Origin of the sequence: Kribbella sp. NPDC051936 (assembly GCF_040680955.1) — a bacterium.
In the GTDB taxonomy this organism is placed as follows: domain Bacteria; phylum Actinomycetota; class Actinomycetes; order Propionibacteriales; family Kribbellaceae; genus Kribbella.
Map to the genome: position 1 here is coordinate 1 of NZ_JBFAXS010000003.1, position 24,792 is coordinate 24,792.

A 24,792-nucleotide genomic window follows, 5' to 3' on the forward strand; every position below is an offset into this window, starting at 1 on the left:
GAATCCCCACCCCGACCGACGACTGACCATGACAACCAGCAAGGGGTCCACTTTCAACCGCCGCAAAGGGGTTCATTTTCACCCGTCGTTGACACGCAGCTGGCTGCGCGTTGTTGAGCGACGTTTCGCATCCTCTCGCACTGCTCTCGTTTCGCCCGTTCTCCGGCTCGCCCAGCCGTTGGGCTGCCACATGCAGCTGGACGGTGGAGGGCAGATATGAGCAGACCGCACCTTCTGATCGGAACGTTGGGCAACATCCGATCCCGTGGTGAGAGGAGAAGGTCGTCGGTCCGATTCCGAGAAGAGGATCCGCCAAACCTCCAGGTGAGGGCCCAGTTTCCTCGATGCCCGCGGTACCCCGTGCTTCCTCGCAGCATCCCAGATGTCTGGTCGGTCAAGTGCGCCTAGAAGACCATCGCCAACGCCGAGGCGGACCGGCGGCCCCCCGCGAGAGCAGAGGGTCGCCCGCCGTAGTCACAGGGCCTGGTAGTAGTCGTGGATGGTCGCCGCCATCAGCTTCCGACGCTCGACCAAGAACTCTTTGTAACTCCCGGCTGTGACCTGGGCCAGCTTGGCCGGGACGGCGTTCTCGGCGAGGTTCGCAGCCAAGTCATCAGGGTCTGTGATCTCTCCGAGGATTAGCTGGGCGGACTCGGTCTGGGTGGCGATCTCGGCCATGTACTGCATCGGCGGCTTGTTGCTGATGCTGATGTTGATCGCCGTCTCGGTGAGCGCGAAGTTCGCGACCTGGTTGTAGTCGCCGCGGTCCGGGTAGCCGTTCTTCTGCAGGTAGTCCTTGGGCACGATGTGGTGAATGTCGCCCGATTGTTGTTGCATGGCCGCGACGGTGATGCCCTTCGACAGAAATCCGCGAGAGTTGTTCGCCACCTGTGCGGCCAGGAACGTCTGGAAGAACGGGCTGACCGTGCTCGTCGTCTCGAGGGCAGCAGGGAGAGCGACTGCCCAGAAGGCATCTGACAGTTCGGATTCCTCGACCTGCTTGAGGTAGTTCGCGGGTCCTTGTTCGCCGATCCGGCGGATGTCTTGCTCCCAGGTCGACTCGAAGCTGCCGGAGTGGCGGCCGGTGAGCATCGACATCACGAACCAGCGCTTCACGATCCGCTTCCGCTCGCCTTCACTCATGCCCTTGTCCTCGCGCAGGCGCAGGTAGAGGGCGTAGGCGAAGTTGAGGGCATTCTTCGAGTTCACCATGCCCGGCGTGATGAAGCCCGCGGACTTGATGAGCATCAAGAAGTTGTCGAAGTGGTAGTTGTTCACGATCTGCAGCAGCGCGCGTTCGAGCTTGTCGTACGCGACAGGGATCCGCTCCTCGTCAACCCTCCGGGTCTCCGGATCGCGCCCTGACAGCTCGCTGACGATGCTTGACGCCTTGCCGCGGCTGAAGCCGACGAGGCCGGTGACTCGAATGATGTCGCTGTACTCGGGGTCATAGAGGTCCTCGGCCTCGTCCTTCAGCCAACTGATGGCCTTGAGGTATGGAGTGCCCGCGAATTCGTGGTCGTTCTCGTTGATGTCGGCGTAGGCGTGGGGTGCGACAGCGAGGTGGCAGAAGTAGTCGATGAGCTTGCGCAGGTTTCGGCCGCGATCGCCGTAGGTCGCGATCTTGCTCATGGCGAAGTCGGCGCTGCTGAGGGGGACGCCCTTGGAGTTGATCCGGATAAAGATCTCGGAGACGGTTTCGACGTCGAGGTCGTCGGCGAGCCCGATGATGCCGATCTGGGCGTTCTTGATGCCTTCGAGCCGGGCCAGATTCGTCTCGAACGTCTTGGCGTCGACGTCGGGGTTGCGCTCGAGGTACTCACGCGCGAAGGACAACGGCGAGTCGGCGTTAAAGTACTCGCTGATATCGGAGATCCACTGTGGGTTCTTGCCGATGACCGGGGTCAGGGTCGCGAACTCCTCGGTGATTGGGTTGAACGCGATGGTGATCCGAACGGCCTTGTACTTCTTGTTGATCACCTTGAGTCCGGCGACGGCGGCGCGGAGGGCGGTGATCCGCTGTTGCCCGTCGATGAGGATCTGCTGGTGGGCTGCGACCTGGCCGCCCTTGAGCTTGGCTCCGACCGACTGCCACGTGATGAGGTAGCCCACGGGGTAGCCCTTGTAGAGCGAGTCCATGAGGTCGCGGACTTTGATGCTGTCCCAGACGAACGGGCGCTGGAGCTCGGGGATGGCGATGTGGTCGCTCTTGACGTGAGCCAGCAGCTGCGTGACCGCTGACTGCGTTACCGAGTACTTCGCCATTCATCTCTCCTCTTCGTGCACAGGAAGGTTAGTGGGGACTTCCGACATCCGCACCGGCTAGGTGACCGACTTGGCGGTACTGACCAGGCAACTTGTAAAGCGGTGGCGAGGATTGGAGTTATCAGCCCCCTACTTGGCCGTTACCCGATGAGGCTGTAGGAGCCATCGGGATGACGAACGAAGTACTCCGTGTAGGCCCTCGGATTGCCCCGGCGGTGCTTGGGCAGGAAGACACCATATGTGCGATCGGCCCACTCCGGGCAAGTGCGACGCACGTCAGCCGGCCGAAAGCGCTCGGGTGAGTTGCTCGGCAAACGGTTGACGTCACCGCGCCCTGTGGGACGACCCGGAACTGCACTGCTCAGTGCAGGATCACCGGGACCGGTACGCGATGATGCTAGCGGGGTCGCGTCAGCTCTGGCGTTATACCTGCTCTGAAGTCCATCCCGTTGGCCAGTTCGCAGCCAGACGAGATCGGTCACGTCGTCAACATGATCGATGACCAGACGAACCGCCGTGGCCCCGGGTCTGCTCGTCGTCCTTGCTCGGCACGAATGCCACCTTCCCAACGAACGCGGTGTGTATTGAACCCGGAATGGCTGAGGATCCGGGCTACAGTCAGTCGCGTCTTGTAGACATTTGGCGCGTGCCAGTTAGCGGCAAAAGGGGGCCTCATTTTGAACCAAGAGTCGACAGATCGCACCGCGTCTACCACTGCAGGTGTCTTGGCGGTCATGCGGAAGCGGCAACAATGGTCCCAAGCCGTCGAGCGCCTTCGGAACCTCGCCGGTTCGCGCGGGGACGGGCCCCATAGGGCCGCTGAAGAGTACGGCGAGGTGTATCGCGGACGCCGCGGGGCGATGGTCTTCGATGTGGTGGTCTCCCGGCAGCGGAAGTATCACAGTGCGGTCTTGCCACGCGTCGAGAAGTGGGCCGCTGCAGGTGACCCCTCCTTGGCGAGGCTGGCGCAGAGCGAGGTGCAGGCCGAGCAGTTCGGGCTGCAGCGGACCGAGCCGGTAACGCTTCAGACGGTGGCGGCTAACCTCCTCGCCTTCTGTCGTGACCAAGCGGTTTCGGAGGATGAAGGCTGTCGAGCATGGGCCGACGGGGTTCAGGGTCTCGAGCACGCTCCGAAGTTGGACCCGATCGTTGGTGGGGTGTCGGGGATCGGCCCGGCACTGTTCGCATACATGCGTATGCGATGTGGATCCGACGCGTTGAAGCCGGATCTACGGGTCGCCGGTGCACTCCGCAAGCTAGGGTTCGACGTGCCGGGCGATGAACATTCCATCCTGGTTGTGGCACGGGCGGCGGCGGCCGAGCTTGGCGTCAGCCTGCTCGTCCTCGATCAGCTGCTGTGGGGCCGCGACGGTTGATTCTCAGTGCCCAGTCGCACATGTAACGAACCCTGGTGAGCTTGCGCGATTCCTCTGATGCACTGCAAGCCAGCATCTCCACTTTGCAGCTTCGGCGCAGGCAGTCCCACTCGTTGTTGAGCGACGTTTCGCATCCTCTCGCACTGCTCTCGTTTCGTCCGATCTCCGGCCCGCCCAGCCGTTGAGCTGCCACGTGCAGCTGGACTGTGGAGGGCTGAGATGAGCAGACCGCACCTTCCGATCGGAACGTGGGGCAACGTCCGATCCCGAGCCGAGAGGAAGGACGACAACGGCAAGGTGGTGGCCTGGCGCGCCGCCGCATACTTCCGTGACCACGACGGGCATACCCGTGAGGTCACCGCATCCGCCAGGACCAAGACCGCAGCCGTGCACCGCCTACTCACGAAGCTCCGAGACCGCGCAAAGCTCACACAGTCCGGCGAGCTGAGCCCAACGGACAAGATCAACCACCTCATCGACCTCTGGATCGAGAAGTTCGAGGAACGCATCGAAGACGGCCGTCGATCACCGACGACGCTGACGACGTACCGCACAGCCATCAAGAACCACGTGCGGCCCGCCCTTGGCGAACTCCTGATCGGCGAGGCAACCACACCACGCATCGACAGAGTCATCGGAACCATCAAGCGCAACGCCGGCCGGTCCACTGCGAAGACCTGCCGCGCGGTCATCTCCGGCATGATGCAACTCGCCGTCCGGTACGGCGCCCTGACCGTCAACCCGGTCCGCGAGGTCGAAGCGATCGAAGCCCGCCCGAAGGACCCGCCCCGAGCACTCACCAACGAAGAGATCGCTGGCCTACGCCAACTCCTGACCACCGACAAGACCGCCGTACGAGCCGACCTGCCGGACTTGGTCCTCTTCATGCTCGGCACAGGCGTCCGAATCGGCGAGTCACTCGCAGTCCTCTGGTCACAGGTCAACCTCGAGTCCGGCGCAGTCGAGATCACTCACACCATGGTGCGCGTCCCAGGCCAAGGCTTGATCCGCAAGGCCCCGAAGTCGAAGGCCGGCGAACGTGCCCTACCCCTCCCGGACTGGGCCGTCGCCATGCTCCGCAGACGCCACGCAGCCGGCATCTGCCTCGACGAACCCATCTTCGCCGACTCCCTCGGAAGCTTCCGAGACCCCTCCAACGTCCGCCGAGCCCTCCGCCGCGCGCTGTCCCCCGTAGCCAGCACCGCGCGCCGAGACCTCGGCCAAGTACTGCGATCCGCGCGACTTCAGGCTGGCCTGACTCGCAAACAGGTCGCCACGAAGCTCGGCTGGCCAAAGACCAGACTCGAGCTGATTGAGAGTGGCCGCATCAAGCTCGACCGCGAACTCGTAGCCACCCTCGTCAAGACCTACCGCATAAACCTCGACACATCCCCCACCCTCAGCGCCCAAGTCGACCAAGCAGCCCAACCCTCACCCTCAGACGCCCTCACCTGGATCCGCTCCCACACATTCCGCAAAACCACCGCCACCGCCCTGGACCGCCGAGGCCAATCCGCCCGCCAGATCGCCGACCACCTAGGCCAAGCGCAAGTCTCCATAACCCAAGACGTCTACATGGGCCGCCGAATCCACAACCCCTCCGCAGCAACCGCCCTGGACCAGGAGTTCGCGGATCTCGACCTCTGGTGAGCCCCGCTCGTGTTGATGTCCGGCAGGAGTGACGTGAGCCGTCTTAGACGGATGAAGTGGAGCGGGTCACACGAACCGGCCTAACATGGCGGGCTCAAGTCGGCATTCGTCGACCGATGTTCTGACTGATGCTTCACCGTATCGAGACGCAAGCGGCGCCCGTTCGAGCTGGCTGCCCGCTGAACCGCTGGGGGCTAGCAATGACCGAAACTCCAATTGACGTCGACGAATCCGAGGACGATGCTGCGCGGGCGGACGTCGAGCGAGACCGGGCCGAGCTGCGGGAGTTCATCAAGGGGCTGGACGCGGATGACGTCAAGTCGGGCGGCTGGTTCTCGAAGCTCGTCGCGCATGCGCTGAACTCGTACACCAGGAAGGTCGATTGGCAGTACTTCAAGGAGAAGTACGACGGCGTGCCGGCGGACGGCATCGTCGAGCAGCGGATCAGGATGGCATCGCGGTACGCCGCGCTCGAAGGCGGGCTCTCCGCGGGGGCGTACTCAGCGGCCGTTGTGACGACCATCGGCAGTCTGGGCAGTGCCTCACCGCTGACTGCCCCGGCTGCCGCGGTGACGTTCCTCGTCGACCTCGCCTACATCACACAGCTTCAGCTGCGCCTGGCCTACGACATCTCCGTGCTCTATCGGATCCCGCTGGATCTGGATGACCCGGACGACCTGTGGAAGCTCGTTCGCGTGGCGTTCACGATCAAGACTGGGGAACTGGCGCGGGAGGGCGTCACCAAGTCGGTACCGTTCATGGTACGCCCGTTGGTCAAGCAGTTCTACTCCAAGAACGTCCTGGCCACCGCAAAGACGCTCCCCGTCATCGGGAAGTATCTGTTGCAACGCAATGCCATCAAGGTTGGTATCCCCCTGGTCGGCATCCCCCTCGCCGTCGTGCTGAACCGCTACACGACGTTGGTCGCGGGCCGGCATGCGAGAGCCATCTTCCGTAACGAGGCGCGGGTGATCGAGTTGGCCGAGCGGCTGAGCAGCCCGTGCCAATACCCGCAGCTGATGCTGTGGGTTGCGTGGCTCGTCATCACGGCGGATAACAAGATCAGTGACGACGAGACGCTGCTGATGAAGCACCTGGTGAGGGTCGTCCGCGATCAGCATCAAGTAGTCGATGAGGAGCTTGCCAACCTCGTCAACATCGACCCCAACGATGTGTGGAAGCGTCTCGCCGCCGAGTCCGGGGACCTGACCGAACTCCTCGAGGTCGCCGACCGAGTGGCCACAGTGGACGGCGACATCACCGCGCGTGAGAAAGAGATCATCGCTGAGCTTCGTTCCCGCTGTCGCCGAATTTGAGGCAGCCACGAGCCGGCCGCGTTGTTGGTGGCCTGGCGCTTGAGCCGTCCGGGAGAGCCGATCCGGATCTTTACCCCCAGGTCCTGGCCCCGATGGGCGCGAAGCTGTCCAAGTCGCTGCCGCGAGCACGGCCGCGGTGCCCTTCCCGCCGGTGTCGAACGATGGACGTTCGACACCACTGCCTCACTGGAACGGTCGACAACAACGTCGACGCCTTGGTCTGGTTGGTGTCGCAGTTGCTTACGGACCCCAAGCATTTCTTCCGATCGCTCACCGTCAAGGAGCTACGCCGACTGATGACCGAACGCCCCACCGAACCACTGATCCGTGCCCACGAGATGGGCATCTACAAGCGCTACTTCGCCCTCATTGTCGCCGGCCGCAAAACTACCGAGATCCGGGTCAACGACTCCAGCCGCAAGAACATCAAACCCGGCTCCCTGATCCGGTTCCGCTGCCAAGGTGACGAAGTGCTGACCCGGGTAACGAGGGTCGCCCGTTACACCGACTTCGACGCAATGTTCGACTCCGAATCAGTCGCCGCCGTCAACCCCCTCGCCACGCGGGAGGAGCAGCTCGCCAACATCCGCCAGATCTACCCTCCCGAGCGCGAAGCTCTGGGTGTCGTCGCCATCGGCATCGAGTTGGTGAAGCCGTGATATGGGGGCGGTCCGTTACGGCCACCGGCCCAACGGACATGGGGAAGCCACGCTGGCGTTTGCGGACCGGACTGGCGAGCTGACCAGCGATGAGTAGCCCAGGCCAGCCAGACCAGCACCTCGCCGGGTACGACCGGCGAACCGACTCCGTGCTGTCAATGGCTGGCACCACGGCACGCGGAACCACGTCTGCTGCCAGACGGCAGGCCACCCCGTCCCGCACCAGTGCTCACACCGCGGAGCCACCATCGCCGCGGGCCGAGGCTGAGCTCAGGCTGAGCTCGGTCCGCTACTGTTGACAGGTGAGCCGTCCCACGTTCATCCGGCAGGTGACGTCGTCGACGACTTATCACCCGGACGGCAGCGTGGACACGACGAAGGACCCGGCCGTGTGGACGCTGGCTCATCGCGGCTACAGCGGATGCGGCAGGCTGGATGTGTGGGTCTATCCGACCAAGGCGATCGCGCTGCGCGAGGGAGCCGCTTTGGCGATGGCGTGCGGCCTCGACGAAGACGAGCAGGCCGTGAAGCTGTTTGAGGCAAAGCGCTACGACGAGGTCATGGAGCGGTATGAAGCCACGCACCCCGACACCCACCTGCTGCGTGTCCAGCCAGCCTTCCTCCAGTACCCCGACTGAGACTCCCGGAGGCTGGTCCCACAGTCCGACCGGTTGCGGCGGCCTGGTGGTGTCGCGCTGACAGCTACCTGACCGAGGAGATCAGCGGGGCGATCGAGGCCGCTGCGTTGATTGGGCTGTCACCTAGCTCGCGGTTGCCTTGGATCCTGTCGCGTAACGTCGGTAACAGGCTAAACCGGGCCAGCCGTGCGAATGACCAAGCCGGATCTGCGAAGGCCTGAACCACAGCCAACGCATTGTCCTCGCCCGTCAACTCATGAAGAGGCGCGCTGAGCCTGCGACGCGCAGTCTAGGAACCGCTCACCCACCTGCAAGAGGCACCCCAGCCATGCCGGAGCCACTCCAGTCCAGGCGCTCTTCACTCGGGCAACCCGCAATCTACGGGCCTCGTTCCTCGCACGTGTTCCCAGGTGTGCACGGCCTGACTTGTCGGTGGGATCACCGATAGTTGGCGCGTGAGTTCAATTCTCGTTGCGCTGGCATGGCAGCTGCTCGCGATTCCGCTGATGGCCTTGTTGTATTTCACGTCCATCGCATTTCACGCGACAGCCATCCTCAACGTTCGTTCACAGCTGCTCATGTCGGCCGGGCGCCAGCTGACTCCGCGCATCCTCGGGATGGCGTTCATCGCGAGCTCCGTGGCGGTCCAGGTGCTGGCGGTCGCGTCATTCGTCTCACCGGTCTCTCGGGCGACCCCAACCGGTGCGGCCATGCTCGTCATTGCCAGCGGCGTGGCACTGGGCCGGATCACGTGGCGGTCTTGGCGGGCGATTGCACCGGCGTATCGCGAATTGACCTGGCTGAAGCGGTATGGAGTCGGCGCCGAGGAGGTGATGTGTTTTGCGCGCCGGCAGGTGTACTCGGAGCTGGTGCTCGAGGCGTCGTTCCTGACGCCATTCCTGGGCGCCTTGGTGGGAATGGCATCTGCGGCGAACGTAGGACCGGAACACGCTGTTCCGGTATTCGTAGCGTCGGCAGGCGGCGGTATGTTCATCGCCTACCGCGCCTTCGACTTGCATGCAAGACACTACGCAAAGCTGATCTTCCTGCGCGGCGTTGCACGATTCTGGCCGTAGTACCAGGCCGTTCCGAACATCAGAAAGTGGTGGTGGGAGTGCTCCTGGCTTCCATCGGAGGGCACGCTCAGGGCGCGGAGGAGATCCAGTTCGACGGCGCAGGAGATCGTACGCTCTACCACTCACTCATTGCGGACAGCGTGTCTGCGGATCCGTGATGAAGTTCAGCCTGCCAATCGACAGGCGTACTTGGCGGCAATGGATCCCGTGATCTCCGCGTACAGCGCGCTTGAGGCGGCTGAGGGAGACATTAAGAAGGACCGAGCCGTGGAGCGGGCGATCCGCCTGATCGCGAAACAGGATCTGACTGTGCTCGAACCGTCGCGCGCCACCGTTGCAAGCATTTCCGACGACGATGCCTGGAGTAACACGCGCCCGAGGCGTTGGATACCAGCAGTGGCGGCCGTCTTGTCGCTCGCGACTGCGCTTTGGCCATTGGCCAAGGACATCGGACAGCTTGTAGGACACTGAGTAGCTTCGTCAGCTGGCTGACCAGCGGGCTCGCAGTACGCCGTCGGGATCGGGCAGGACTCCCTCAAGCAGCGGGTTGTACTCCTCCTCGATGAGGGAGATTGCGGCTGCTGCAACGGCCCCGTCCGGAAGGTCTTCGGCGTTGGGGTCGAAAAGGATCACGCTCTGAATGTCGCCGGCCTGGTCCTCCCAGACGTACTCGCAGACGCTGCCAGCTGTCGCCTGGACGGCTTCCACGTCCGGAGCGAGGTCCGGCCAGACGCTCAGCATGGCGCGCGGCGCGAGCTGGACGCCGTCAACTGTTCCTGGCGTGAGTCGATGCCATCGAGACATATTCCGAACCGGGGACTCGCGTAGCAGGATCGTGCCGTGTCGTCTCGTGAGGTCGGCGAGGTTCGCCCAGAACCCGGCATCGGCAGCGGGCCCAGGTGTTTCGTCGCTGTCCTCGTACGGCGACCGTTCCTGCCGGACCGGGAACAACCCGAGGTCGACGGCAGCGGCGAGTGCGCGTTCGCACGGGATATGACTTCCGATGTACATGTACTGGTCGAAGCCGACGTGAACGAGGAATTTCTCCTCGACCTCGAGCCGACACCATGCGCCGTTGTCCCGCAACATCGTCCGGACGAGCTCGATGGCGACGCTGACCGGCACGACGGCCCCGTCGTAGTAATCACTCAGATCCGGCGACAGGAGCCCGTCCAGTCCGTACCCGTCGATCGGTGCCTCTAGCCCGAAGTTCACCGGGCCGGCGAGTTCAGGCTCGCGGATGCTGACTTCGGCGACCTCGCTCTCTTCCGCGAACGCCAGCACCGCGGCGAGGTACGCGGCCTCCTTCGGGCCGTGATCGCTCGTTTCGACCTCAAGACCGACGTATCGGCCGTCTTCGTTCCAGTCGGTCGGGTCGTACTTCGTCACCTTGTACACGTACGGCAGCAGCACAGACTGATGATGGCAGCTTCGCCGCACGCACGTGTCGCGTCGAAGGAGGACCAGTCTGCAGACGGTCTGCGGTCAGCCCCAGAAGATGCTGCTGGGGTCGCGGTCGATCTCGGCCAGGAGGTCGTCGATGGTCCGCGACGGCGCCAGGTCAGCGTAGACGTGGAAGCGCTGGTGCCGGTCGCTCCAGTACAACCTCCAGCACTTGTCAGTGGCCGTGTAGCGCAGGCGGGCGATTGCAGAGCTGCTCCACACTGCGCCGAGATCCTCGTTCCATGGTGGGCGCCGTTCAACGATGGTTAGGTGTCGCGGAGCAGGTTCGCACTCGATGCGCAGTTGATCTCGAGCGTGCTCAGGAACCCGCCCGGCGCACCATCGCCGTACTCGTGCCACGTCCAGTTCGGGGAGAGCCATTCAGATCACCAGTCGTCGGAGTGGCGGCATCTTGATGGGTACGCGTGAGTGACCGCCATTCCTCAGACCATACCGACCGCGGTGGGTGGGTCTCGCAGATCACCTCGCTTGGCGAAACTCAGTCTGGCTGCGATGGTGCAACTGACAGTGTTGGCCCTTCGGAGAAGCCTGTTCTATCTGTCGATCGTTCGGCACCTCGTGGCGAGAAGTCGTTGAGCGTCTTCATGAGTTGGGAGTGTTCGCGGCGTCGTTCGACTGCGTTGGCCGGAGGGGCGTCGCCGAGGATGGAGTGGCCGTGGATCTGGTAACGCTCTCTGTAGGCGGCGACCTTGCGGGCGACTTCTTCGTGTTCCTGGTCTGATGCCGTGCGAGCGGTGCGACGCAGTTCCCGGTACCAGTCGGGCGGGCTGGTAAGTAGCTCGTTGGCGAGCCAGTTGGCTCGTTCGATGATCTGGGACTCGAGCTCGCGCAGTGGTGCTATCAGCGTGGGGTCGCTGACGTGGGTCGCTGGGGTGATGAGGCCGAGGATCTGTGCAGGGTGGTGGCCGGTCTTGTGTAGTGATCGGGCGGTCAGGCGGCGGACTCTGTGGTGGATGACGGCGGCCAGGTCGTTGGCAGTTGTGAGCTGTGATAGGCCGACGGCGCGGTGGAGTACGTCTGTGGCGTCGAGGCCGGCGTTTTCGGCGCGGCGGAGTTCGGCGATGAGTGGGCCGTAGGCGGGGGAGGCCTGGAGTGCTGCTTGGTCGGCTGGGTCGAGGCCGGAGGTGGTGATGGCGGGCCGGTAGCGGTTCTTGGCGTCGAGTTGGCAGAGGTGTTCGTGGATGGGGATCAGCCGGTCGAGGCGGGTGGCGTTGTCGAGTTCTTGGCGCATGACTTCGTGGGCGGATTGTTCGACGCCTGGGTCTTGGAGGACGGCTTCGAGAACGTCCTGCATGGTCTGTTCAGCGTGGGGTTCATGGAGATCCGTAGCGGTTTGGTGGGTGGCTACGTAGGCGTTGTTGGCGTCGCGGCCGCGGGTCATGCCGACGTACATCAGGGCCCGGGTGAGCCGCTCCGTCACGAGTAGATGGGCCGTGTCGACGGTGGCGCCCTGGGCCCGGTGGGCGGTCGTGGCGTAGGCGAGTTCGACGGATTCCTGGACGTAGGAGCTCGGGAGGGTGACGGTGTCGCGGTCGTGGTTTTGGACGGTGACGGAGCCGTCGGGCCAGCGGTGGATGACGGTCCAGTGGTCGCCGTTCTTCACGAACTGGCGGCTGCCGGTGCTGGTTCCGTAGGGGAGGCGGCGGTTGTTGAGGCGGGTGACGATGTGGTCGCCGAGGCCGACGTGGTTGCCGTTGTGGAGTTCGATGCCGTCGGGTTCGACTTCGCCGGTGGTGATGCGGTCGAGGCGGGCGCGGGCGTTGAGGCGGGCGACGGTGGTGTTGTCGGCGGCTATCAGCAGGCTGGTTTTGCCGTGGTGGGTGTCGGTGAGCCAGGCCTTGTAGGCGGCGTCTTCCATCGCCTCTGATGAGCCCGCGGTCAGCAGATGGTGGTTGTCGTATGCGTCGATGGCGTCGAGTCCGCCGCGGCGGAGGGCGAGGCTGGCGTCGCGTTCCCAGGGGTTGGTGAAGCGCCAGACGTCGGTGAGTTCGGCCGCCTCCGTGTCGCGCGCGATGAGCCGGAACGCGCCGCCGGTGTCGGCTGCGGAGAGTTGGGCGTCGTCGCCAACGAGGAGAAGTTTGGCGCCAGCGGTGTTGGCGGCGCGGGCGATTGTGGCGAGTTCCATGGTGCTGGCCATGGAGGCTTCGTCGACGATGACGAGCTGGTTCTTTTGGAAGCTCCATCGGTCCTGTTCGGCGTGTAGCGCGGCAAGCTGTGCAGCAAGCCGTTGCTGACGGCGGCGACGGCGCGACCGGTCTGCCAGGCGTACGGCGTACGACGTCTGCTGGATCTGCTCCCGGCGTTGTTCGGCGCCGAGGCCGGCGGACTCGTAGATCCACTTCGCGATGTTCTCGGTGGGGGTGCCGATCGCGTCGGACAAGATGGTGGAGGCGGCTGATGATGGCGCGAGGGCGATGATCGACCCGTCGCCGTACCTGGCTTCCCAGCTGGCGGTGAGTGCGGAGAGAAGGCTGGTTTTGCCGGTGCCGGCGGGTCCGATCAGGGCTTCGAGCTTCTGTCCGCTGGCCGCGATTCGGGCGAGCGCAGCGGCTTTGTCGGGGCTGAGGCCGGCGGTGCTGATGGTGGCTGGGGCGATGGTGGGCCCGGTGGTGTCGCGGGCGAGGTCGAGCAGAACTGCTTCGGCGCCGAGGATCACAGGTGAGGTGTAGATCTGGCCGTTGTGGATGGTGAACACGCCTTCGCCGCTGGCGCGGGTGACAGGGGTGGTGACTACGTCGGGTGCGGTGAGGGTGATCGAGTGCTGTTCGGCGCGTCCGACGATCGCCTGCAGCGCGGCGATCCGGTCGTTGGTGGTGACGAAACGGAGGAGCCGGGTTTGACGTGCGGCTTCGGCGAGGAGGTTCCAGCGGGTCCAGGTCGCGCGTTTGGTTTGCAGTGTCAGGACGGTCGCGGCGCCGTACGCGTCGAGTGTTTCCGGTTTCAGGTCTGCGGCTGCGAGGGGACGCTCGCCGGCCGCGTTGAGGGATCGTTGGATGGCGGCGACGGCGTCGTGTCCGATCGCTTGATCGGCGCGTTTTCGCCACTGCGCCATGAGCACGGCGAGGGGGTTGGGCGTGGTGCTTGGAGGGGCGGTTCATGAGGGTTGCTTGCTGCCGCAGGGCGTACATTTCGCGGCGGTCGGGTGGCCGGATCTGGTCGCCGTGGTCGTCGAGAAGTGCGCTGAGGTTGGCCTCGATCTGTGCCGTTCTGGCGGAGAACTCGCGGATCAGTTCGTCGGGAATCGCGTCGATTTCGAACGCCGGATTCCGCCGGGAACCGCGTTCGCGTAGCTCCCAACTCACCCCGAGACGGCGGGTGAGATGGTCGGCCAGAAGCACGTTGTGGATCTCCGACATTGCCACCGCGGCTCGGTACAGCACACGCCCGTCCAGGGTCCGCCAGGCGGCGTCCGGGCCCTGGACACGGTTGGCGACCACGACGTGAGTGTGCAGTTGCGGATCGCCGCTGCGGCTGTCCCAGTGATCGAACGCTGCCGCGATCACGCCGCGAGTATCCAGCTGCGCGATGCCGCCATCCCCGCTCCTGGTGAACGCCGCATGCTGCTCGATCAGTGACACCACGTCGGCGACAGCCGCGTGATGGGCCGCAACGATCTGCTCCTGGGTGCCCACATCGGCCGTCGCCCAGAGGGCCGAAACCGACTTCACCGGAGAGAACGTGAGGTCGAACCCAGCGACCGCCTGCCGCGACTTCTTCCGCATCTCTTCCCGCCGGATTTGCGCCACGGCGTGCTCACATTCGGGGTCCGGCAGCGCCGGGTCGAGTTCGCGGATCCGGTCACGGATGCGGTGCTCCGGACTCTTGAAAACGCGGTACGGCTCGCCGAGCGTCCGGCCGGTCAGCGGATCTTCTGCGCGTCCGAACAGCGCAGCCATCTGTGCCTCGGTCACCTCGCTGCCGGGCACCAACTCGCCGTCGCCCAAGCCGCTGAGGCCGTGGCCCATCCAGCGGCCAGGTGGGTATCCCGACGCGGTGTAGTACGCCGTCAACGGCGTCGCCATCCGCCGATCAACATCACCAGCCGCGACATGCCGAAGCAGATACAGATAACCTTCTCCGGCATTCATCCGGTGGATACTCAGCACAGTCGCCCGCCTGGAACTAGGCTGCTGCGTGGGTTCGTCAGATCGCTCATGCAAGCTCAACGGCTGAGCGCTCACAGGCTTGATCGTGACGGCTCTCGGAGGGTCGGGCCGAGCATGCAAGAGGTGTGCTCGGATCGAGGCTGTCGTTTCATGGCCAGCGACGCTCGTCGCCCACGGCAACGTTTGGCGCTTCGAGTCAGCGCCTTCACTCATTCCCTAAAGATCTGACGAATCATCGCGGCTCGGAGAGGACGAGCGGCGATGTCCGTGGGGCTGTTGGCGTCCTGGATGTCCTTGATCCGTGCCTGACGGTGGTGGTTGCTATGCGGGTCAGCATGTGTTGCTCGGTCAGCGTCGCCTCATTACGGCCAGCCGTATCTTGCATGGCGGATAACTTGATGGGGGCGGTGCAACTTCGTGGCGCCAGCCCGGCGGGCCGTCGGAGGGCAGGATTGGCTCATGCGACTTCTTATCCTTGGCGGCAGTTGGTTCCTGGGGCGAACGCTGATCGTGGACGCCTTGGCTCGGGGATGGGAAGTCACGGCTTTCTCCCGTGGCAAGAATGGTCTGCCGCCGGCTGGCGCGACACACGTTCTCGGCGATCGTCGGAACGAAGCGGACCTCCAGCGCTTGGCCGAGTCTGGCCCGTGGGACGCGCTCATCGACACCAGTGCCTATGAACCGTCGACGTCACTCGGGTGACGGCAGTGCTCGGACAGCACGTCGAGCAGTACGTGCTCATCTCGACCGTGAGTGCCTATCTCGATTGGCCGGCTGTTTCTGTCAGCGAGGATTCGGCGCTCTGGCCATCGTCGCCGACCTATACCGAAGATTCTCCCGAGCTGGCCGGTCTCACGATCGGCGGCCAGTACGGCACGCTGAAGGCGGGCTGCGAGGCAGCGGCGATGGAAGGGGGCATGCGCAGCTTGATTGTGCGCCCGGGAGTCATCCTGGGGCCGGGTGAGTACGTCGGCCGCGGACTCAAGCTGCTGGCACGAGCTTCGCGCGGTGGTCGATGGCTGCTCCCTGCGCCTCCTGAGCAGCCCATTCAGCCAGTCGACGTACGCGACGTGTCAACGTTCCTCCTCGACTCGGTCGAGGCGAAGCAGGACGGTGTCTTCAACCTCGTCGCCCCGATCGGCCACTCGACGTACGGCTCCATGATCGACGTCTGCCTGGCACTGACCGGACACCGTGCTCATCCGGTTTGGGTAGATCCCAGATGGCTGGATGAGCAGGCCGTCCGGCAGTGGACGGAGATCCCGCTATGGCGGGTACCTCGAGGCACCTGGCAAGTGGACGGCCGACGCGCCGCCGAGGAGGGATTCGTCTGCAGACCACTCCGCGACACGCTGCACGACTTCAAGGAGGCGCTGACCGCGACGGGCTCATCGACCACCCACGGCAAGGCCAGCTTGGGATGCGTCCCGAGCGGGAGGCCGAACTCCTCGACGCTTGGGATGACGCTCAGTCGCCAAGCGCTCGGTAGCACCTGCCGCGAGACCCGCCTCGGAGTTGAAGACCTCGATTTGATCGCGCAAGTCGCCGGCCTCTGCGGATTCGTGCCGATCGCGACTGGTGAGCCGACGAGATAGTTGTTCCAACCGTCCTCAGGCTCGCAGTCAGTTCGCGGTCAGCTGCCCATGAATGAGGACTGTCAGCGGTCGCGCCAGGCGAGTGGTGAGGTTTGAAGAGCTGCTTCGGCAAGGCGGCGACCGAAGTCGGTTTGGATTCGGGCGCGGGACGACTCGATCCAGCCGGTGACGCGCTTGTAGCCGGCTTCGCCGTACTCGACGGCCTGCATGAGGCATTCGAGACGATCGGCGTCTTTCGCGCAACGAGCCTCGATCGTCTCGACGGCCTCGTACTCGGTGACGGCTTCCCTGATGCTCTTGGCGGCCGCCTCCGGAAGGACGGCTACCTGGTCCTCGGTGATGCGTTCGTTGCTTGCGACATCCATGTACGGCTTGGCACTGTGCGGAATGTCGCCGATGCGGGTCTCCTGCGAGTCGTGCCACATGCCGAGGTACGCCGCCCGTGCCGGATCGCCGCCCTCCTCGCTGGCAATCAGCGCCGCAAGCTGCGCAACGCGCAGGCTGTGCTCTGCGACGGATTCGGGGTCGCGGACGCCGACATGCCACCATCCGGCCCGCCGGAGCCGCTTGAGTACGCCCATCTCGTAGGCGAAGGCAGCGACTCCTGCTGCGTCCCGGTCGGTAACGTCATCGGTCACGATTGCTCCGTTTCGATCGTCGGTCGGCCAGCAGCACAGCGCACCGGAGATTGTTCAACTCTACGGTGCGACTGCGAGCGGGCCTGTCGTCCGGCGCTGCTTCGAGCTGGTCGGCGGTGCGTTGTCGTAGCGCTCTGTCGTACTCGCACGCACTGGTTTGATCAAGCTCGTAGGTTCCGGTCTGGATCCAATGGATGAGGGGAGAGCTGCACCACGCTGTTGACGGTGGTGCGAGGCGTGGGCCGTCGATGGGCAGCCAAGGTGACTTGCCTGCGCCGTCGACATGGATCGAGATCCGCGAGAAGGCCGGAGTACAGGGCTGTCGACGCTTGGCTCTTGGTAGTCAGGGGGTGCAGGTCAGTTTCTGTCCGATGCCGCCGACTACGCAGCCCTGCACCCAGCTAGTCGCCTCTGTCTCGGTGTTGGGCCATTGGTGGCAAGGGACCACTCCAGGGTTCAGGAGGCGTTGCCCGGGAAACATGGTTCGGATCTCATCGAGGGTACGGAACCAGCCAGTTCCGAACGAGCTGTCAAGCAGATGCTTCTCGATGCGGCGCAACGTGCCGCTCGCGACATCCCCTGGGTCGAGGAAATGGGAGACCACCGTGCATGAGCCGGGTGCCGCGATGTCGACGTACGTCTGCATGATGCGAGCGACGTCGCTGGCTGAGCCCGAGCGATGGTGGAGGGTCGCGGTCTGGATGATCGCGACCGGCTCAGACCAGTCGATGAAGGTACTGACCTCTTTGGACTCCAGCAGGTCGTCGGGCGTAAAGATGTCGCCGTCCACAACGCGCACCTGCTTGTTTGCGGTAACGAATGAGTGGGCGTGCGCCAGCACCTCTGGGTCGTTGTCGACGTAAAGCACTTTCGTGGCGGGGTTGATCGCCTGAACGACTTCGTGGACGCGACGGCCTATCGGCAGTCCTGGACCACAGTCGATGAACTGGGCGATGCCGGTGGTGCCTGTGAGGTACTGGCAGGCGCGGAGCCGGAAACCCTCGCTGGCGACTGCTAGGTCGCCGAAGTTCGGGGCGATCTCCTTGACACCGTGCATGAGCATGCGATCGACCGCGAAGTGGTCCTTGCCGCCCTGCGCCAGGTTCCAGAACCTGGCGTCGCTCGCGTTGCTGAGGAGCTGCGCCACGAAGCTGTCGTGCGAGATCGGTTCGCAGTCCATCATCGTCGGCCCGGGCTCCTTTCGCTCCGAGGATGCTTGACAGGATTTGTGCCGGTGAGCGACGTGGCAGAACCAGTAGTCGCTCACCGGCCTTCTTGGAATCCCGGCTTCGGGCCGGTGTTGGATTCGATCTGCCCCACAGGGGAGAGCAGATCGCCCAAAGGACTCCAGATTGAAGACGGGCTCAACCGAGGCGTGCGGACGCGCCAGGATCGAACCGTGGGCGTTCAGCGCCCAACGCTGATCGCCTGTCGTACCGACAGCTAGAGGTCTTCGTCGCGCCAGCGGCGGAACCTGCTGTTGAGTCGCTCCAGGCACCGCTCAAGTCGGCGCTGCAGACCGCACCGCGAGGCCCGACGGTCGATGAGGCCGGCTCGTATCAACAGGTGCGCTGCCTGTCGAGCGTCGCCCGGATCAGCCGGTTGTGAGGGACGTATCAGTGCCGTCATTGGTTTCACCGCTCCATCACTCGTGGTGTCGAGTCACCAGTGAACCAGTGAACGTTCCATCATGCAACGTTTCACAACGGCGCGTTTCGTCGTACTCTGTCTTCAGGTCGGCGCGGATGGCGATCGGTCAACGGGGTCCGTTGTAGGGTTCTGGTCGCTGAGAAACGAGGTCAGATGACGCTGGAGTCAGCCACCGGTTCGGTGGTCCCGCGGTACCTGCTCGGTCGGCACCTGCGAGAGCTTCGTGAGGCGGCAGGTCTGTCTCTCCGTCAGGCCGGGTCAGAGCTGGAGATGTCGGCATCCACGGTCTCGCGACTGGAGAACGGCGAGTCTCCGGTGCGGAGCCTGGACGTCGAGCAGGCATGCAAGGTGTACGGCGTAGCCGACGCCGAATTGGTGCGCGCCTTGATGGATCTGGCGAAGGAGACCAGGGCGACCAAGGCGAAGAACTGGCTGAACTCGTACGCAGACCTGGTGTCGGACAACTTCGTCCTCTTCACCGGCTTGGAGGCATCCACGTCGTCCCTGGCCCTCTACGAGACAGACCTCATTCCCGGCCTGCTACAGACTCGTGACTACGCGAAAAGCATCATGGGCGATGAGCGCTTCACCCGCTCGGACATCGACCCCGATGTGCTCGAACGTCGGTTGGAGATCCGGCTCAACCGGCAACAGATCCTGGACCGGGAGTCGGGCGCGCCCACACTCGCCGTCGTACTGAGCGAAGCAGTGGTTAGCCGGCGTGTCGGTGGTGCCGAGACGATGGCCGGGCAATTGACCCACCTGCTGGATCTGGCTCAGCGCCCAGATGTAGCGATCAGGGTCATGCCGTTCGACGTTGAGGAACACGCCGGCATGACGACCGGGCCGTTCGCCCTGCTGGGCTTCCCGTCCCGCGGTCCGCTGGTCGAGTGGTCCGGTGCCTACGTGGACGGCTTCCTGGGCTTCTTCTGGTCGGACAAGCCCGACGAAGTCGGACTGCTTCAGAAGGCCTGGGCAAATCTGTGGCAAGCCGCCCTCGACGACGCGAAGTCGGCCGAATTCCTCAAGCACAGACTCAGCCAACTCCAACCGAACGCCTGACCCAAGCTGGGTCAGCGTTGGTCGGTGGGCGCGAAGTAGTTCGTGAGCATGTCCGTCGTCCAGGCCGGCTGGTGGGTCTCGCCCCGCGGGCCGAACTCGTCGAACCAGGGCTTGATGTCGATGACAGGTGTGCCGTCGACGGCGTCGAGATCCTCGACGTGCAGGTCGAGCCCATCGACCTTGACGAGTAGGCAGCGCGAGATGCCGAGCCAGTTGATCCTGCGCATGTTGCGGTGTCCGAACGCACCAACCTCGGGCCAGGCCGGATTGTCTCTGGGGCGGCGGGCGCCGAGGTTCAGATCGGTCTGGTCGGAGAGGTGGAAGAAGAACACGACCTCGAGATGAGAGAACGCGTCGAGGCCGGCGGTGGATCGTTCGTCGAACCGCTCGTTGTTGATGCGCAGGATTGAGCGCGTACCGCCCCAGTAGTCGTCGGTAGGTTCGCTACGGCCACCGATGACCTGGGCGACGGGTTCAACCGTGAGAGGACTCTGCGTCATAGGGAGGTCCTTGATCGGTGAGTGGTAAACAGGGCTGGTCACCTCGGCGCGGAGGCGAGGTAGCGCGCGGCACGATGATCGAGCGCCGCGGCGGCCGGGATGCCGCGGGCCCGGAAGGGGGACAGCGCCGATCGCATGTCGACGACAGTCTGACGCGTGCGACCGGAGTGGACGCCATCCATGGCGTCGAGAGCCGTCGACCAGGTTGAGCAGGCCTCGTCGATCGCACCCTGACGCGCCTGCACTGCGCCGAGATATCCCAGAGTCACGGCGTGCGTGCGGGCAAACGTTGCGGCCTTGCGCGTACGGACGCTGTGTCTGAACTGGGTGGTTGCCGCCGCCAGATCGCCGAGGTCGCGCAAGGTACACGCAGTTTCGTGGGCAAGGCTTGCCTCGCCGAAGAAGAAGACCCGGCCAGGCTCGTCGTCGCCAGCGCCAGCTGAGGTCAGGTTGTCTTCGGCGCGCAGGAGCGCCTTCGCAGCCGCACTGCCTCGGCCGTCGGCCGCGAGAGCCCTGGCATGGACGACCTCGAGCAGAGCGCGTTCCCTAGCACTGGCCAACTTCGATCGTGGCCCCGATAGCGACGCCTTGGCCAATTGCACTGCTTGTCGTGGGTGTCCGAGGTCCACGGCTTGGTGGGCCATCGCGCGCAGGACGTGGCCGGCCAGGGGTGGATCGTCGGCTTCGGCGGCGAGTTGGACGGCGACGATGAAGTACTTCTGCGCAGTCGCGTGCTCGGCGTTGTCGAACGCCATCCAGCCGCTGAGGTATGCGAGTTCGCCCGCGGTGGAGAACAGACCGCGGCGAATCTCGGCGCTCGAGTGGGCGGATCCCAGCGCACTGGCGACATCGGATGTCAGGTACTGAACGACGGCCGTACGTGCATGCCCGCCGCCGCGGCGCTGGTCGATGCGGCTGAACATCTGCGCCATCTCCCGGATCGCTTCCAGGTCACCGGCACCGATCAACCGGCCGCTGCGCGCAGAGCGCTCGGCCCCGCGGCGCGCCATGGTTTCCCACCAAGCCTGTGACGGAACCGCCAGTGCGGCCACGGAGTAGCCGGCGGCTCGCAGGACTGACCTGCGCTCGATGTCCACGTTGCCTCTTCCCAGATCGGCGAGCGTTGTCAGCGTATCGGCGGACCAATCCGGTGCCGCGGGTGCCCGCGGACCGGACAGGCCGATCTGGTCGAGGGTGACGACCCTGCCGAGGCGGCGCGAAAGTGCTTCCGCCAGGATCGCCGGCGCGTCACCTGACGGCGTCGACCCCGCGACCCAGTGGGAGACGTGGGACCTGCCCACCGAGACCAGGCGGTCGTTGCCGGATTCGGCAGCAACCCGGCCTATCGCCCGTGCGAGTTGGGCATGCGACCAGCCTGCCTCCGCGATCACCGCGGCGAGCTTGGAGTTGCGCCGCGGTCCGGCGCTCGACGTTCCCGTTCGCTCGTTCACCACTTTCACCACTCTCGGCCCCAGAACCGGTGTCCCACCCACGGTAGCTAGTGATTCGCTCATCGTATCCGCACAGAAGCAGCAGGAGGGCCCGAGAGTGCAGCTAGAGCACGTCGCGCGGCACGTCGTACGACCAGATCCGCAATGGTGGACCTCGGGCGTGCACGCGGGCCGGCTGCTCCGTGACTGCTTGGCCGAGCAGGACATTCGGACGCTGTTCTTGTTCCTGCGCGATCACGGCTACAGCAGGAGCGCGCTCGCTGCTGCGTCCGGTCTCGCGGAAACCCGGGTCCGGAGTATTTCCCAGGGCAAGCAGGTGGTGACGTCGTACGACGTACTGGTGCGTATCGCGGATGGGTTTGGTATCGATCGCGGTCTGCTGGGTGTGGGGTCTCATGTGCGGAGCGGTGAAGCCAAGAGCGATGACAGATTGCGCGACCCGGGCGCAGCACCAGGGTTCGTCGGATCCCTGGCGGCCTTGGCCGTTGGCCCAGTCCCGGCCGAGCTGAATGGGTACGTCGATTCCAGGCAATCCATCGCGACCAGCGTTCCATCGCGGGTGACTGCTGCCCACGTCGATCTGGTCCGCGTGGTTCGGGACGAGCACCGACAGATCGATGCCGCCCATGGCGGCGGGTCTTGCCGGGACTCCGCGGTCAGCTACCTCGCATGGGCGAACGGCATGCTGGCCAGCCGGTTCGACACGGAACGAACCGAGACAGACTTCAAGGCCGCACTGTCCGACATGTACCAGGTTGCCGGATGGGCAAGTCACGACCTTGGGGACCACGGAGCAGCCCGTCACTACCTAACTGCTGGGCTTGTCCTTGCGCGGGAGATCAACGAACTCGCTCTGATCGCTGGTGGTTTCTACCGCCTCGGTCGCGTCTCGATCCACCAAGGCCGGGCCCAGGAGGCGCTGCGGCTATGGCAGCTCGGGCAGATCGTGGCCCAAGACAGCGGAAATCTCACGGCAGTCGCTGTCCTGCACGCGAACGAAGCCTGGGCCTACGCCATGCTCGGCGCAGCGGACAGGGTTTCGGACTCACTTGCGCGTGCTCAAGACGAACTCGGGCGAATTGACGAAGACACGGTCCCGTCGTGGGCTCGATTCTTCCTTGCACCTGCAGACCTGGACGGCATCTCGGGGGTTATCTACGCCTGCCTGGCCTCCCACGCAGAGCATCGGACCCGGTTTGCGCCGCGCGCGATCGAACATGCAGAGCGCTCGTACGCGACCAGGGGCGCGGGGGAGGAGCGGAGCCGCACGTTTGACGCGATCAGCATCGCCACTGGCTACGTCCTCGATGCACAGCCAGACCGTGCGGCGGCTGCCGGGCATCGGGCGGTCGACATGACCATGGCCACTGACTCGGTTCGCGCCGCCGATCGGTTGCAGGCGATGGTGTCCTTGGCTCGTCCGTACACAACCCACGACGGGGTCAGCGGGGTCCTCGAGCGTGTTGGTGCATTGATCAGCAGCTAGCTTCTACGGCGTGACAACTCTCAGCAGCGGTGAACGGGACCGTCTGGACACTGCACTGCGCGACGTCGCCAGCGCGGCAGGGATCGACCCCGCAGGCGCCGTACTGCTCCGCTACACGATGAACGCCGTATACAAACTCCCCGCTGTCAATCTGGTGCTTCGCATCGCCCCGGTGGCCAATCGCCTCACCGTCCACCGCGTCACCAGGATCGCTCTTCGGCTGGCCGAGCTCGACCTGCCTACCGTCCGGCTGGCGCCCGGACTGCAAGAGCCGATCGAGACCTCAGGCTGGGCCGCCACCGCCTGGACATACCTCCCGGAGACCTCCGGGCAACGTCACCGGCAAGCCGAACTTGCCCGTCCGCTGCTGGCGTTCCATTCGCTCAACGATCTCGGATTCCCGCTCCCGCAGTGGGACCCCGTCGACCGCGCGCAGTCTCGCCTCGAGGCCGCCGTGGCAGTTCAGGACGGGGAACTCGACTACCTGAAGACATGGGCGGCCGACCAAGTCGGACTCGAGCTGAGCGACCTCGTCGGCTGGCTGAGAGATCGCGTCAGCTCGGTCCGGACCGCCGTGGCGTCCACCGAATGGCGGCTACCCACGTCCGTTATCCACGGTGATGCCCACGTCGGCAACCTGCTCACCGACGCTCGCGGCCAAGCTGTGCTTTGCGACCTGGACTCGGTGAGCATCGGCCCGCCTGAATGGGACCTCGTCCCGGCTGCCCACGGCGTGGAGCGGTTCGGGGATCCCTGTGAGCAGTACGACGAATTCCGTGCAGCGTACGGCTTCGATCTGCTCTCCTCGCCCACGTGGCCGACCCTGCGGTCGATCCGCGAGCTTCAGATTGTCACCAGCGTGATCGGCGGCCTGCCCGGCCGGCCCGACGTCGCTGAAGAGCTGGCTCATCGGCTACGCAGCCTGATCGCAGGCGATACCACTACTTGGCACCGCTACCAGTAGGGCGGCGGAGCGATGGGGGTACATCGTGGACCCCCACGCTGGGCTGAACAACTCCGCGTGTGCCAGTCGAAACTCGGTGATGCAGGCAACGACTCGCCTACATGGGCTGGGCTTCAGCCTCACTGCCCTCGCCAGAGACCCATTCGACTGAGAACGGGGATGTTCATGATCGGCTGTTGGCTCCTAACGCACGCGCACACGACGGCCCTGTACGGCATCATCGGCATCGCAGTGGCTGTGTACGCCGTAATGCTCCGCGACATCGCGCAGGAGGTCCGCGGGTGATGACAGTCACTGAGCCTTTGGCCGATCCCATGCCGCGACGTCGTGTGCGGGTTTGGTTCGGCGATCACGTGATCGCCGACTATCTGGTCGGGCCCGACTTGGCCGAGCGGTACGCCGCGGCATCCTCCAGGCGATTCGGTCTGCCGGTGACAGTCGACCTCGTGTCCGGGCCGATCCGGATCGAAGGCGGGCAGTGAGGTGACCGGCGCCGCCCGACCGGCCATGCTCGGCTATTTCGTCGAGACCTTCCTGATGACGCCGACCGAGCAGGACCGAGTTCGCAACCTGCTGCTCGGGTTCGCAGACCGCGCGGGGTCACAGATGACGGCGATTTACATAGAGACGCTCGACTCGCAGCCAGCGGCGATCGAGGCCTTGATCGAAGCAGCGCGCCGAGCAGAGGTCTCGGCGGTCGCAGTCACTGCCGCCGATTCAATCGCAGCCCAGTATCGCCGTGAACTCGAGGACGCCGGAGTCCGACTCCTCATCGCGCGCGACTCGCCTTGAGCAGGCGAGACCGAGGCTCCTCAATCCCTCCGCCCTGCGGCCGACCTCACGACCGCGGGTAGGCCTCGGCCTCGCCACTGTCCGGAGTTCCTCGGTCCCGGGAT

At 64.8% G+C, this 24,792-nt stretch carries 22 protein-coding genes and 1 pseudogene; 14 read left to right on the top strand and 9 right to left on the bottom strand.

What is annotated here, in order from left to right; genetic code table 11:
- Positions 1-474 precede the first annotated feature (474 nt).
- Entirely contained in the window at positions 475-2,265 is a 1,791-nt protein-coding gene (locus AB0L64_RS10255; RefSeq protein WP_363709827.1) for a DUF262 domain-containing protein, read from the bottom strand.
- Positions 2,266-3,125: 860 nt separating this feature from the next.
- Here AB0L64_RS10255 and AB0L64_RS10260 point away from each other — a divergent pair.
- The 7 genes from AB0L64_RS10260 (at position 3,126) to AB0L64_RS10290 (ending at position 9,451) form a co-directional block, all read left to right on the top strand.
- Positions 3,126-3,641: a hypothetical protein gene (locus AB0L64_RS10260; protein ID WP_363709829.1), complete on the top strand. Its 516-nt coding sequence runs from the start codon at positions 3,126-3,128 to the stop codon at positions 3,639-3,641.
- 219 nt (positions 3,642-3,860) lie between these two features.
- A complete protein-coding gene (locus tag AB0L64_RS10265) occupies positions 3,861-5,291 on the top strand; it encodes a helix-turn-helix domain-containing protein (RefSeq protein WP_363709831.1) in 1,431 nt (476 codons plus the stop codon).
- 128 nt (positions 5,292-5,419) lie between these two features.
- Complete coding sequence (locus AB0L64_RS10270) at positions 5,420-6,607, top strand: hypothetical protein (protein ID WP_363709833.1); 1,188 nt, start codon at positions 5,420-5,422, stop codon at positions 6,605-6,607.
- A 161-nt stretch (positions 6,608-6,768) separates the two neighbouring features.
- A complete protein-coding gene (locus tag AB0L64_RS10275; protein ID WP_363709835.1) occupies positions 6,769-7,266 on the top strand; it encodes an ASCH domain-containing protein in 498 nt (165 codons plus the stop codon).
- Positions 7,267-7,568: 302 nt separating this feature from the next.
- On the top strand, positions 7,569-7,904 hold the full coding sequence (locus AB0L64_RS10280; RefSeq protein ID WP_363709837.1) for a hypothetical protein: 336 nt from the start codon (positions 7,569-7,571) through the stop codon (positions 7,902-7,904).
- Between the two features lie 455 nt (positions 7,905-8,359).
- Positions 8,360-8,980 (top strand): hypothetical protein, encoded by a 621-nt coding sequence (locus AB0L64_RS10285; RefSeq protein WP_363709839.1) that lies wholly within the window; start codon positions 8,360-8,362, stop codon positions 8,978-8,980.
- 198 nt (positions 8,981-9,178) lie between these two features.
- The gene (locus tag AB0L64_RS10290) at positions 9,179-9,451 is read left to right on the top strand and encodes a hypothetical protein (RefSeq protein WP_363709841.1); all 273 of its coding nucleotides are present in this window, start codon (positions 9,179-9,181) and stop codon (positions 9,449-9,451) included.
- A 9-nt stretch (positions 9,452-9,460) separates the two neighbouring features.
- On the opposite strand, the gene AB0L64_RS10295 is transcribed toward AB0L64_RS10290, so the two are convergent.
- From AB0L64_RS10295 to mobF, 4 genes and pseudogenes are all read right to left on the bottom strand, one after another.
- A complete protein-coding gene (locus AB0L64_RS10295) occupies positions 9,461-10,393 on the bottom strand; it encodes a hypothetical protein (protein WP_363709843.1) in 933 nt (310 codons plus the stop codon).
- A gap of 72 nt (positions 10,394-10,465) precedes the next feature.
- Positions 10,466-10,645, bottom strand: a complete 180-nt coding sequence (locus AB0L64_RS10300) for a DUF3024 domain-containing protein (RefSeq protein ID WP_363709845.1) — start codon at positions 10,643-10,645, stop codon at positions 10,466-10,468.
- 277 nt (positions 10,646-10,922) lie between these two features.
- Positions 10,923-13,496 (bottom strand): AAA family ATPase, encoded by a 2,574-nt coding sequence (locus AB0L64_RS10305; protein ID WP_363710521.1) that lies wholly within the window; start codon positions 13,494-13,496, stop codon positions 10,923-10,925.
- Between the two features lie 61 nt (positions 13,497-13,557).
- Positions 13,558-14,763: pseudogene (gene mobF, locus AB0L64_RS10310) on the bottom strand (MobF family relaxase); the annotation flags it as partial.
- A gap of 246 nt (positions 14,764-15,009) precedes the next feature.
- Between mobF and AB0L64_RS10315 the strand changes: the two are divergent.
- Together AB0L64_RS10315 and AB0L64_RS10320 are read left to right on the top strand one after the other, a co-directional pair.
- Positions 15,010-15,252 carry an NAD-dependent epimerase/dehydratase family protein gene (locus AB0L64_RS10315; protein ID WP_363709847.1) on the top strand — a complete coding sequence of 81 codons (243 nt, stop codon included), beginning with the start codon at positions 15,010-15,012 and terminating at the stop codon, positions 15,250-15,252.
- A complete protein-coding gene (locus AB0L64_RS10320) occupies positions 15,249-16,145 on the top strand; it encodes a hypothetical protein (RefSeq protein ID WP_363709849.1) in 897 nt (298 codons plus the stop codon). Before AB0L64_RS10315 ends, AB0L64_RS10320 begins: the two co-directional genes overlap by 4 nt.
- Positions 16,146-16,207: 62 nt before the next feature.
- On the opposite strand, the gene AB0L64_RS10325 is transcribed toward AB0L64_RS10320, so the two are convergent.
- Together AB0L64_RS10325 and AB0L64_RS10330 are read right to left on the bottom strand one after the other, a co-directional pair.
- Positions 16,208-16,783: an HD domain-containing protein gene (locus AB0L64_RS10325; RefSeq protein WP_363709851.1), complete on the bottom strand. Its 576-nt coding sequence runs from the start codon at positions 16,781-16,783 to the stop codon at positions 16,208-16,210.
- 343 nt (positions 16,784-17,126) lie between these two features.
- Positions 17,127-18,050 (bottom strand): SAM-dependent methyltransferase, encoded by a 924-nt coding sequence (locus AB0L64_RS10330; protein ID WP_363709853.1) that lies wholly within the window; start codon positions 18,048-18,050, stop codon positions 17,127-17,129.
- 536 nt (positions 18,051-18,586) lie between these two features.
- Between AB0L64_RS10330 and AB0L64_RS10335 the strand changes: the two genes are divergently transcribed.
- A complete protein-coding gene (locus AB0L64_RS10335) occupies positions 18,587-19,495 on the top strand; it encodes a helix-turn-helix transcriptional regulator (RefSeq protein ID WP_363709855.1) in 909 nt (302 codons plus the stop codon).
- An 11-nt stretch (positions 19,496-19,506) separates the two neighbouring features.
- On the opposite strand, the gene AB0L64_RS10340 is transcribed toward AB0L64_RS10335, so the two are convergent.
- A complete protein-coding gene (locus AB0L64_RS10340) occupies positions 19,507-19,995 on the bottom strand; it encodes an SAM-dependent methyltransferase (protein WP_363709857.1) in 489 nt (162 codons plus the stop codon).
- Positions 19,996-20,033: 38 nt separating this feature from the next.
- Positions 20,034-21,446: a hypothetical protein gene (locus AB0L64_RS10345; protein WP_363709859.1), complete on the bottom strand. Its 1,413-nt coding sequence runs from the start codon at positions 21,444-21,446 to the stop codon at positions 20,034-20,036.
- 190 nt (positions 21,447-21,636) lie between these two features.
- Between AB0L64_RS10345 and AB0L64_RS10350 the strand changes: the two genes are divergently transcribed.
- The 4 genes from AB0L64_RS10350 to AB0L64_RS10365 all read left to right on the top strand — a co-directional run bounded on the left by AB0L64_RS10350 (position 21,637) and on the right by AB0L64_RS10365 (position 24,688).
- Positions 21,637-22,932, top strand: coding sequence for a hypothetical protein (locus AB0L64_RS10350; RefSeq protein ID WP_363709861.1), 1,296 nt, complete (start codon positions 21,637-21,639; stop codon positions 22,930-22,932).
- Between the two features lie 154 nt (positions 22,933-23,086).
- Positions 23,087-23,896 (top strand): aminoglycoside phosphotransferase family protein, encoded by an 810-nt coding sequence (locus AB0L64_RS10355; RefSeq protein WP_363709863.1) that lies wholly within the window; start codon positions 23,087-23,089, stop codon positions 23,894-23,896.
- A 314-nt stretch (positions 23,897-24,210) separates the two neighbouring features.
- A complete protein-coding gene (locus tag AB0L64_RS10360; protein WP_363709865.1) occupies positions 24,211-24,378 on the top strand; it encodes a hypothetical protein in 168 nt (55 codons plus the stop codon).
- A 1-nt stretch (position 24,379) separates the two neighbouring features.
- Entirely contained in the window at positions 24,380-24,688 is a 309-nt protein-coding gene (locus tag AB0L64_RS10365) for a hypothetical protein (RefSeq protein WP_363709867.1), read from the top strand.
- Positions 24,689-24,792: the final 104 nt, after the last annotated feature.

What these genes read in the sequence shown, in the direction of transcription:
- AB0L64_RS10255 (WP_363709827.1), bottom strand. Translation starts at nt 2,265, where the DNA reads ATGGCGAAGTACTCGGTAACGCAGTCAGCGGTCACGCAGCTGCTGGCT.
- AB0L64_RS10260 (WP_363709829.1), top strand. Translation starts at nt 3,126, where the DNA reads ATGGTCTTCGATGTGGTGGTCTCCCGGCAGCGGAAGTATCACAGTGCG.
- AB0L64_RS10265 (WP_363709831.1), top strand. Translation starts at nt 3,861, where the DNA reads ATGAGCAGACCGCACCTTCCGATCGGAACGTGGGGCAACGTCCGATCC.
- AB0L64_RS10270 (WP_363709833.1), top strand. Translation starts at nt 5,420, where the DNA reads ATGCTTCACCGTATCGAGACGCAAGCGGCGCCCGTTCGAGCTGGCTGC.
- AB0L64_RS10275 (WP_363709835.1), top strand. Translation starts at nt 6,769, where the DNA reads ATGGACGTTCGACACCACTGCCTCACTGGAACGGTCGACAACAACGTC.
- AB0L64_RS10290 (WP_363709841.1), top strand. Translation starts at nt 9,179, where the DNA reads ATGGATCCCGTGATCTCCGCGTACAGCGCGCTTGAGGCGGCTGAGGGA.
- AB0L64_RS10305 (WP_363710521.1), bottom strand. Translation starts at nt 13,496, where the DNA reads ATGGCGCAGTGGCGAAAACGCGCCGATCAAGCGATCGGACACGACGCC.
- AB0L64_RS10315 (WP_363709847.1), top strand. Translation starts at nt 15,010, where the DNA reads ATGCGACTTCTTATCCTTGGCGGCAGTTGGTTCCTGGGGCGAACGCTG.
- AB0L64_RS10335 (WP_363709855.1), top strand. Translation starts at nt 18,587, where the DNA reads ATGACGCTGGAGTCAGCCACCGGTTCGGTGGTCCCGCGGTACCTGCTC.
- AB0L64_RS10340 (WP_363709857.1), bottom strand. Translation starts at nt 19,995, where the DNA reads ATGACGCAGAGTCCTCTCACGGTTGAACCCGTCGCCCAGGTCATCGGT.
- AB0L64_RS10360 (WP_363709865.1), top strand. Translation starts at nt 24,211, where the DNA reads ATGCCGCGACGTCGTGTGCGGGTTTGGTTCGGCGATCACGTGATCGCC.